Genomic DNA, 7,808 nt, shown 5'->3' with positions numbered 1-7,808 from the left:
CATCCACAAATACCGTGACGGAACGGTGTATGCCTTTGTCGGTGCTAGTCCGAAGGACGAGCAGATTCGCCGCGGAGAGATCCCGGAAATCACTATTGCCGGACCGGGTGAGTATCACGGAAAGTTCCGCTGGGAAGACCTCTCCGACCTGGTTCTGACCGAGCAGGACCTGCTGAGGTAGAAAGCGTTTGGTGAACTGCACAGGACGGTGATGGCGACATGTGGCTAGATGACGGAACGAAGCTAGCCGGCAGATAGTGCACTTAGCGCGGACAGGAATACGAAGTACGGGACCTGCATCCCAGGGATGGCATATTCACCCTGTTTGTCGAAGGTGATGATGCGGTCCGAGGCATTGATCCCATGCCTGCTATGTACAAGCGGCAACTCATAAATGCAGTTGGAACACGTTCCTACGTGGAGAGTGTTCCGTTTCCCGGTGACTAAACCCAGCAGGATCGTTGCGACCAACGAACCCCAAAGAGAAGGGAGTCCGACTCGTGTGGCGCCTTGATGGAACGAAATTGACCGGATGGTACGGGACGTGGAAGGGGGCAGAGTTTGAACTGCTGTCCATGAACCCGGATGGCGGTTTGTTGACTCTTGTTCAAGACGGGGGCGCGGCTCCCGGGTCGGCGTGGCACACTCAGATTTTGCCTAATCGATTTGCACGAACTCCGTCCCGCCACACGCTGTATGTTCCGGCAGATGAGGTAACGGGGATCAACTCCGTTAACGTGACTGGATTTATTGATCCGGATTGCGAGCTGGTGATTATCGCTGAGGTCCCCAACGGGAATCTGGCCGCGGAGTGTTCGATTCGTGCCAGAATGTCGGGAAAGATGAAACTGATTGATATTTATGGTTTCAGCAAAAGGGATGAAGGGCCGCTCGGAAGGACTTCATTGTTCGGCTACATCCCGGAAGCGGAACTCACAGATATCAGCAGCCGAATATCATACGAATAGCATTTTCCTCATGGAGGCTCCAGTGGGAACCTGGAAACCGCGTCCTGGCGAGCGGGACCGGTTGAAATAGATCCCGCACCGTCCGCCTACACGGACGCAGCCCGCCGCTCCAGGACTTCCTTTTCCCTATCATTCCGGGCGAGCCCGGCTGCGGACAGAAACTCCTCCCGCGCCTCTTCCATCCGGCCAAGCCTGGAGAGCAGTTCGGCCCGCACACTGGGCAGCAGATGCGAACCGCGGAGAGCGCCCGTGGCAGCCAGTCGGTCCACCATCTCCAGTGCCGTCGCCGGTCCGGTGGCCATGGACACCGCCACGGCACGGTTCAGCTCCACCACCGGCGATGGTGCCAACCGGCCCAAGGCCTCATAAAGCAGCACAATCCGTGCCCAGTCCGTGGCCTCCACCTCCGGCGCCGTCGCATGGCATTGCGCGATCGCGGCCTGCAGCGCATAGTTACCCCGGCCCCGCCCCAGCGCGTCAGCCTGCACCAGGGCAACCCGCCCGCGCTCGATCTGGCCCCGGTCCCACAGTGTGCGGTCCTGATCAGACAGCAGCACGGGGGAGCCATCCGAGCGGGTCCGTGCACGAAACCGGGACGCCTGGAACTCCATCAGGGCCACCAGGGCGAGCGCCTCCGGTTCCCGCGGAACCAGCTGGGACAGCAGCCGCCCCAGCCGCAGAGCCTCCAACGCCAGGTCCAGGCGCATCCACGCCTTTCCCGAGGACGCAGCGTACCCCTCCGTGAACATCAGGTAGATCACCGCGAGCACACCGCCGAGCCGGGCCCTCCACTCATTCGGCTCCGGAACGTCAAAAGGCACCCTGGCCGCTGCCAGGGTCTTCTTCGCCCGGACAATCCGCTGCTGCACCGTGGCCACCGGAAGCAGGAACAGCCGGGCGATCTCCCCGGTGGACAGCCCGCCGACAATCCGCAGCGTCAGGGCCACCTGCGCCTCCCGGGACAGCACCGGGTGGCAGGCAACAAAAACCAGCTTCAGGACGTCGTCCGGCAGCGGATCCCACTCCGGTGCGGCCGCATCCTCCAGCCTCCTGCCCAGCTCCGCATACCGGTCCTGGAGCCGTTCCGCCCGGCGCCAGGCGTCAACCGCCCGGCGCTTGGCGACAGCGGTCAACCACGCAGCAGGGTTCCGGGGCACCCCCTCCAGCGGCCACTGGAGAAGCGCCTCAGCCACCGCTTCCTGGGCGACGTCCTCGGCGAGGCCAACGTCCCCGGTGGCCCGGGCCAGCGCCGCGACAATCCGTGCACCGTCGATCCGCCAAATGGCGTCGATCCGGTGCCGGACTGCCCCGGCCCCGGCTGCCCCGGCCCCGGCTGCCCCGCCCGCGGCTGCCTCACCCGTTGCATCCGTGGACGCCATGGGACTAGGCATTCTCCGCGCGCAGCTTCTCTTCCTGCTCGCGCCAGCCTTCTTCCTTCTGGATGTACTCGTTGTCGGAGAAATCCTCGAAGTCGGAGGCATCGGTGACCCGCCGGACTTCCAGCTTCGACCCCGGTCCCAGCGGGCACCGGCTGGCCCACTCCGCCGCTTCCTCCTTCGAGGCCGCCTGAATGATCCAGAAACCGTTGAAGAGTTCGTGGGTCTCGCCGTACGGACCGTCTGTGACCAGCGGCGGATCCTGGGAGAAGTCGACGACGAAGTTGGCCTCCTCAGTGACCTCGGCCAGGCCTTCTCCCGCCAGCAGGACGCCGGCGTTAATCATCGACTCGTTGTAGGCGCCCATCCGGTTGATCATTTCCTCAAACGGCATGCTCTTGGACGCCTCAAGTGCGGCATCAGTAGCCCGCATAATCATCATGTACTTCATGGCTTATCTCCTGCTCGATAGGGGAGAGCTTTATGCGCCTCCTACTATGCCGTCGAACGGTGCGCCTGGATATCGACGGAGCCGGAGAATTTTCCTCCGGACCGGGGACGCACCATCCCCAACGTCCGCAGCAAAGCTCCCGCCGCCGTCGTACATACGGCAAGATTGGACAGGTGAGCACAGCTAAGACATCCCCGGAAGAAGCCGTCGACGCCGTCAGTACGGATACGCCGCCCAGCGGCGGCCTGCGCGAAGAGTATGAGGCGCTCTCCGACCAGGTGCGCAAGTACCGGTTCGCGTATTACAACGAGGACGCCCCGCTGGTCTCCGACGCCGAGTTCGATGAGCTGTACCGCCGGCTCGAGGAGCTCGAGGCGCTGCACCCGGAGCTGGTGACCAACGATTCGCCCACCCAGGAAGTCGGGGGAGAGGTCTCCGCGGCCTTCGCCCCGGTGGAACACCTGTCCCGGATGTACAGCCTGGAGGACGTCTTCTCCCTGGACGAACTCGACGCCTGGGTCAAGCGCGCCGAAGCCTCCATCGCGTCCATCGCCCCGGGGTCGAAGGTTCAGTGGCTCACCGAACTGAAGATCGACGGCCTGGCGGTAAACCTGCTCTACCGCAACGGGGAACTGGTCCGCGCGGCCACCCGCGGAGACGGCACCACCGGTGAGGACATCACCCACAACGTGCTCACCATTGCCTCCATCCCGCGCCGGCTCAAGGGGGAGAACCTCCCTGCCGAGGTGGAGATCCGCGGCGAGGTGTTTATCCCGTCCAAGGAATTCGCGCACCTGAACGAAACGATGGTCGAAGCGGGCAAGGCGCCCTTCGCCAACCCGCGCAACGCCGCCGCCGGATCGCTGCGGCAGAAGGACCCCAACGTCACCGCCCAGCGCCCGCTGAGCATGTACGTCCACGGTATCGGCGCACGGGAAGGTCTTAGTGCCGCCAGTCAGTCCGAGACCTACGAGCTGCTCAAGGCCTGGGGGCTGCCCACCTCGCCCTATTACAAGGTGCTGGACACCTATAACGAGGTGCTGGAGTTCATCGCCCACAACGGCGAGCACCGGCACGACCTGGCGCATGAAATCGACGGCATCGTGGTCAAGGTGGACGACTTCGCCCTGCAGCGCGCGCTCGGCCACACCTCCCGGGTGCCGCGCTGGTCCGTGGCCTACAAGTACCCGCCGGAGGAGGTCAACACCAAGCTCCTGGACATCCGGGTCAACGTGGGCCGCACCGGCCGGGTCACGCCCTACGGCATCATGGAGCCGGTCAAGGTCGCCGGCTCCACCGTGGAGATGGCCACCCTGCATAACCAGGACGTGGTGAAGGCCAAGGGCGTGAAGATCGGCGACATCGTGGTGCTGCGCAAGGCAGGCGACGTAATCCCCGAGATTGTCGGTCCGGTCATCGCGCTCCGCGACGCTCAGGATCCACCCGTCCGCGACTTCGTGATGCCCACCCACTGCCCCTCCTGCGGCACGGAGCTGAAGCCGGCCAAGGAGGGCGACGTCGACATCCGCTGCCCCAACGCCCGCTCCTGCCCCTCGCAGCTGCGCGAGCGGGTCTTCCACCTGGCCGGCCGCGGAGCGTTCGACATCGAGGCCCTGGGCTGGGAAGCGGCGATCGCCCTGACCTCGCCCGCGGAACCGGAGAACCCGCCGCTGACCAGTGAGGCCGGACTCTTCGACCTGTTGATCGAGGACCTGGCCGATGTCCGGATCGAACGGCCCAAGCGCTCCAAGGGCGTGGTGGTGGGCACCGAACTTGTCCCGTACTTCTACACCAAGGGCACCGCCAAAAAGCCGTCCGAGCCCTCCGCGAACACCCGCAAGCTCTTCGAGGAACTGGAAAAGGCCAAGTCCCAGCCACTGTGGCGGGTCCTGGTGGCACTGTCCATCCGGCACGTAGGCCCGACGGCGGCCCGCGCCCTCGCGACGGCCTTCGGTTCCATGGAGAACATCCGGGCCGCCACGGAGGAGCAGCTGGCGCACGTGGACGGCGTCGGGCCGACCATTGCGGCCGCGCTGGAGGAATGGTTCGCAGAGGACTGGCACGTGGAAATCGTGGACGCCTGGGCCCGGGCCGGCGTGCGGATGGCCGACGAGCGCGATGAAAGCCTGCCGCGCACCCTCGAAGGCCTGACCGTCGTCGTCACCGGGACCCTGCCGAACTTCAGCCGCGACGAGGCCAAGGAAGCCATCATCAGCCGCGGCGGCAAGGCCTCGGGATCGGTTTCCAAAAAGACCGACTACCTGGTGGCCGGGGAAAACGCCGGTACCAAGCGGGACAAGGCCGAGTCCCTGGGCGTTCCCATCCTCGACGAGGACGGATTCAGGAGCCTGCTGGAGGGTACGCTCCAGCAGGACGCTCCGGAGGGCGCGGCCCCGGCGGAACCTGTGGAGGAGACAAGCGCATGAGCCCTGTAACCGGAACACCGGATCCGCTGGAACTGCTCGACGTCGCCCGCCAGGCGGCCGCTGCAGGAGCCGCCGTGCTCGCCAAGCGGTCAGAGGACGGCCTGAATGCGGTCAGCAAGGGTGCTTCCGGCGACTGGGTCACCAGCTATGACACGGAGGCCGAGTACGCCGTCCGCGAGGTGATCAATAAACTCCGCCCGTTCGACGAAATCACGGGCGAGGAGCTGGAAGCCAGTGTTCCCGCGGAGCCGTCCGGCATCCGCTGGTCCGTGGACCCGCTGGACGGGACCACCAACTTCATCCGGAACATTCCGTTCTATGCCACGTCAGTGGCGGCCGTGAACAACGACGGCGAGTGGCTGGCCGGCGTCGTCCACGCCCCGGCGCTGGTGCGCGTCTACTGGGCGGCCCGCGGCCACGGCGCCTGGCTCGCGGAGCACGGCAGCCTGCGGCAGCTCACCGGACCGGACCCGCAGCGTGTGGGGAAGCTGCTCGGAACGGGGTTCTCCTATGAGGCGGACGTGCGGACGGAGCAGTATGCCGCGCTCGCAGACCTGATGGAGGACTTCGCTGATCTGCGCCGGCTGGGTTCCGCTGCCCTGGACCTGTGTATGGTCGCCGACGGCACACTGGACGCGTACGTGGAGCGCGGCCTGAACGAACACGACTTCGCTGCCGGTGCACTCATCGCCGAGGAAGCCGGTGTTCAGGTCCACCGCCCGGGAACACCGGTGCGGCGGATGTCCGACGCCGAGCGGCTGGCCGCGGCGACAACAGCGTGGTTAGTGCCGCCGTCGGGCTTCTAGCTTCGAGCCTTTCGGCTCAGTACATGCCCATCCAGGAGGGGACCGCAGACCGCGAGTCCACGGTAATCCGGTCCCGGTCCATCACAATCACATGGCCTTTCCAGTAATGGAAGTTGTCCACGACGGCGTCCTCCATCACCTGGACAATCACGCCCATCGTGCTGCAGCCATCGCAGCGGGATGCACCCATGACCCGCAGCTTGACCGAGCTCGCACCCTTTTGGCAGTGGACGATCATTCCCGGTGCCAGTCGAATTTCCTGTTTCATGCCTACCCCCAGAGTCAGCGCTCCGTTCCGAGACCAAGCAGGAACGGTGAAGCGAGACTAGCCAATCCAGAGACGCAACGGGGCCCGTGCGTCTAACTGTTTCGGTGTTACGGAGAGAATTTACGGTTCCTTGCGGGGGCCTTGAGCAAATCTTGAGCTTTGGGCTCAGAAACAGCAGCAGTCACAGCCGCCACGTCGGTTAGGTGCGGTGTTAAGCCCTGAGGAAAGCAGCCGCTTCGGGGGGAGGCTTCGGCCGCCTGAGTGCGGATAATTGATGGAATCCAGCAGGATCCATGGACCAGGGAGGATGCACCATGCCTCGTAAAATCACAACGGCATCGCGCAAGTCGGCGCCGGTTGTCACCACGCGTGTCCAGGAACCCATGCAGTCGACACCGCCGACCCTGGATTCGGACAGGTTCGCCGTGATCATCGACGACCACATCGCGGATGTCCGCGCCAAGATCAGCACCGTCCTGGCGGACATCCGGGAAGTCACGGCTGCTGCCAAGGACACACCCGCGGACGACGAACACGACCCGGAGGGCACCACTGTCACGGTTGAACGAGCCAATGAGGTGTCCATGCTCGGGGCCCTGGAGTCCTCGCTCGCCGAGCTGCTTCTGGCCCGCGTGCGGCTGGACGACGGGGTTTACGGCGTCTGCGAACGCTGCGGCGAGCCGATCCCGGAGGAAAGGTTGGAAATCCGCCCCGAAGCCCGGTTCTGTGTGGCCTGCACGGCAGCGGCGAAGCGCCGCTGACCCTGGCGCGCCAGGCGGGCTGATGCTGTGTCAACGGTCACCTGTGGACTGGGCGAGCTGAAGGTGCCGATAGAATCTACCGTGGAAATCAACCCCCACGTAAGGATTCGTAACACCTATGAGCATTACCGTCCGGCAGGCAACACCGGCAGATTTTGATGACATTCGCCGGATTACCCGGGAGGCGTATCTCAAGGCAGGGTTCATCGACGCCGACAATCCTTACGTCCAGGAACTGGAGAACGTTGAACACCGCGCTGAGCATGCCGAGCTCTGGGTCGCGGAACAAGACGGCGAGGTAGCGGGGTCGGCTGCCATTACCTTTGCCGGGCAGCCGTACACGGACATCGCCATTGAGGGCGAGCTGGAATTCCGCATGCTTTCCGTGGATCCGGCCCTGCAGCGCGGGGGAGTTGGACGCACTCTGGTGAAGGCCATCGTGGACTACGCCCGGCAGCTGGACGGCATTCAGGCCGTGAGCCTGACCAGCATGACGAGCATGCTCAGCGCCCACCAGATGTACCTCTCCCTGGGCTTCGAGCGTGTGCCTTCACGCGACTGGTACGTCCCGAACGAGGACATCGTCCTCTGGGTCTTCCGCCTAGCTCTCTGACCCTGGCGGCTATCGCCCGTAGGTGCTTCGGGCCGCTGGTGCCCGGGCGCGTTGGTGTCGGGGCGGGAGGCGCCTCGGGGCCGTTGGTGCCCCGGCGCGTGGTGTCGGGGCGGGAGGCGCCCCGGGGCCGTTGGTGCCC

9 protein-coding genes are annotated in these 7,808 nt (G+C 64.9%); 6 read left to right on the top strand and 3 right to left on the bottom strand.

The window, feature by feature from the left end:
* A partial coding sequence (locus tag RTN46_RS15595) for a hypothetical protein (RefSeq protein ID WP_312182754.1) occupies positions 1-181 on the top strand: 181 nt, incomplete at its 5' end.
* Between the two features lie 319 nt (positions 182-500).
* Complete coding sequence (locus RTN46_RS15590; protein WP_312182752.1) at positions 501-968, top strand: hypothetical protein; 468 nt, start codon at positions 501-503, stop codon at positions 966-968.
* 86 nt (positions 969-1,054) lie between these two features.
* Here RTN46_RS15590 and RTN46_RS15585 read toward each other — a convergent pair whose 3' ends face one another.
* Positions 1,055-2,347 carry an RNA polymerase sigma factor gene (locus RTN46_RS15585; protein ID WP_312182750.1) on the bottom strand — a complete coding sequence of 431 codons (1,293 nt, stop codon included), beginning with the start codon at positions 2,345-2,347 and terminating at the stop codon, positions 1,055-1,057.
* Positions 2,348-2,351: 4 nt separating this feature from the next.
* Positions 2,352-2,795 carry a YciI family protein gene (locus tag RTN46_RS15580; protein WP_312182748.1) on the bottom strand — a complete coding sequence of 148 codons (444 nt, stop codon included), beginning with the start codon at positions 2,793-2,795 and terminating at the stop codon, positions 2,352-2,354.
* Positions 2,796-2,968: 173 nt separating this feature from the next.
* On the opposite strand from RTN46_RS15580, the gene ligA reads away from it, so the two are divergent.
* Positions 2,969-5,221 carry an NAD-dependent DNA ligase LigA gene (gene ligA / locus RTN46_RS15575; protein ID WP_312182747.1) on the top strand — a complete coding sequence of 751 codons (2,253 nt, stop codon included), beginning with the start codon at positions 2,969-2,971 and terminating at the stop codon, positions 5,219-5,221.
* A complete protein-coding gene (locus tag RTN46_RS15570; RefSeq protein ID WP_312182745.1) occupies positions 5,218-6,027 on the top strand; it encodes an inositol monophosphatase family protein in 810 nt (269 codons plus the stop codon). The genes ligA and RTN46_RS15570 overlap by 4 nt, the downstream gene beginning before the upstream one ends.
* Positions 6,028-6,043: 16 nt before the next feature.
* Here the strand turns inward: RTN46_RS15570 and RTN46_RS15565 are convergent, their stop codons facing one another.
* Entirely contained in the window at positions 6,044-6,295 is a 252-nt protein-coding gene (locus RTN46_RS15565; protein ID WP_312182744.1) for a hypothetical protein, read from the bottom strand.
* 314 nt (positions 6,296-6,609) lie between these two features.
* Here RTN46_RS15565 and RTN46_RS15560 point away from each other — a divergent pair, with 314 nt between their 5' ends.
* Together RTN46_RS15560 and RTN46_RS15555 are read left to right on the top strand one after the other, a co-directional pair.
* Complete coding sequence (locus tag RTN46_RS15560) at positions 6,610-7,056, top strand: TraR/DksA C4-type zinc finger protein (RefSeq protein WP_312182742.1); 447 nt, start codon at positions 6,610-6,612, stop codon at positions 7,054-7,056.
* A gap of 118 nt (positions 7,057-7,174) precedes the next feature.
* A complete protein-coding gene (locus RTN46_RS15555; protein WP_312182739.1) occupies positions 7,175-7,669 on the top strand; it encodes a GNAT family N-acetyltransferase in 495 nt (164 codons plus the stop codon).
* The last annotated feature ends 139 nt before the right edge of the window (positions 7,670-7,808 follow it).

The organism is Arthrobacter sp. (assembly GCF_031988865.1).
Lineage (GTDB): Bacteria > Actinomycetota > Actinomycetes > Actinomycetales > Micrococcaceae > Arthrobacter_B.
Note: the sequence above shows the minus strand (reverse complement) of the source record. Positions and strands in the feature narration are given on the sequence as shown.

Excerpts from the sequence above, each read along its gene's own strand:
- RTN46_RS15585 (WP_312182750.1), bottom strand. The coding sequence starts at position 2,347 with ATGGCGTCCACGGATGCAACGGGTGAGGCAGCCGCGGGCGGGGCAGCC.
- RTN46_RS15580 (WP_312182748.1), bottom strand. The coding sequence starts at position 2,795 with ATGAAGTACATGATGATTATGCGGGCTACTGATGCCGCACTTGAGGCG.
- RTN46_RS15570 (WP_312182745.1), top strand. The coding sequence starts at position 5,218 with ATGAGCCCTGTAACCGGAACACCGGATCCGCTGGAACTGCTCGACGTC.
- RTN46_RS15565 (WP_312182744.1), bottom strand. The coding sequence starts at position 6,295 with ATGAAACAGGAAATTCGACTGGCACCGGGAATGATCGTCCACTGCCAA.
- RTN46_RS15560 (WP_312182742.1), top strand. The coding sequence starts at position 6,610 with ATGCCTCGTAAAATCACAACGGCATCGCGCAAGTCGGCGCCGGTTGTC.
- RTN46_RS15555 (WP_312182739.1), top strand. The coding sequence starts at position 7,175 with ATGAGCATTACCGTCCGGCAGGCAACACCGGCAGATTTTGATGACATT.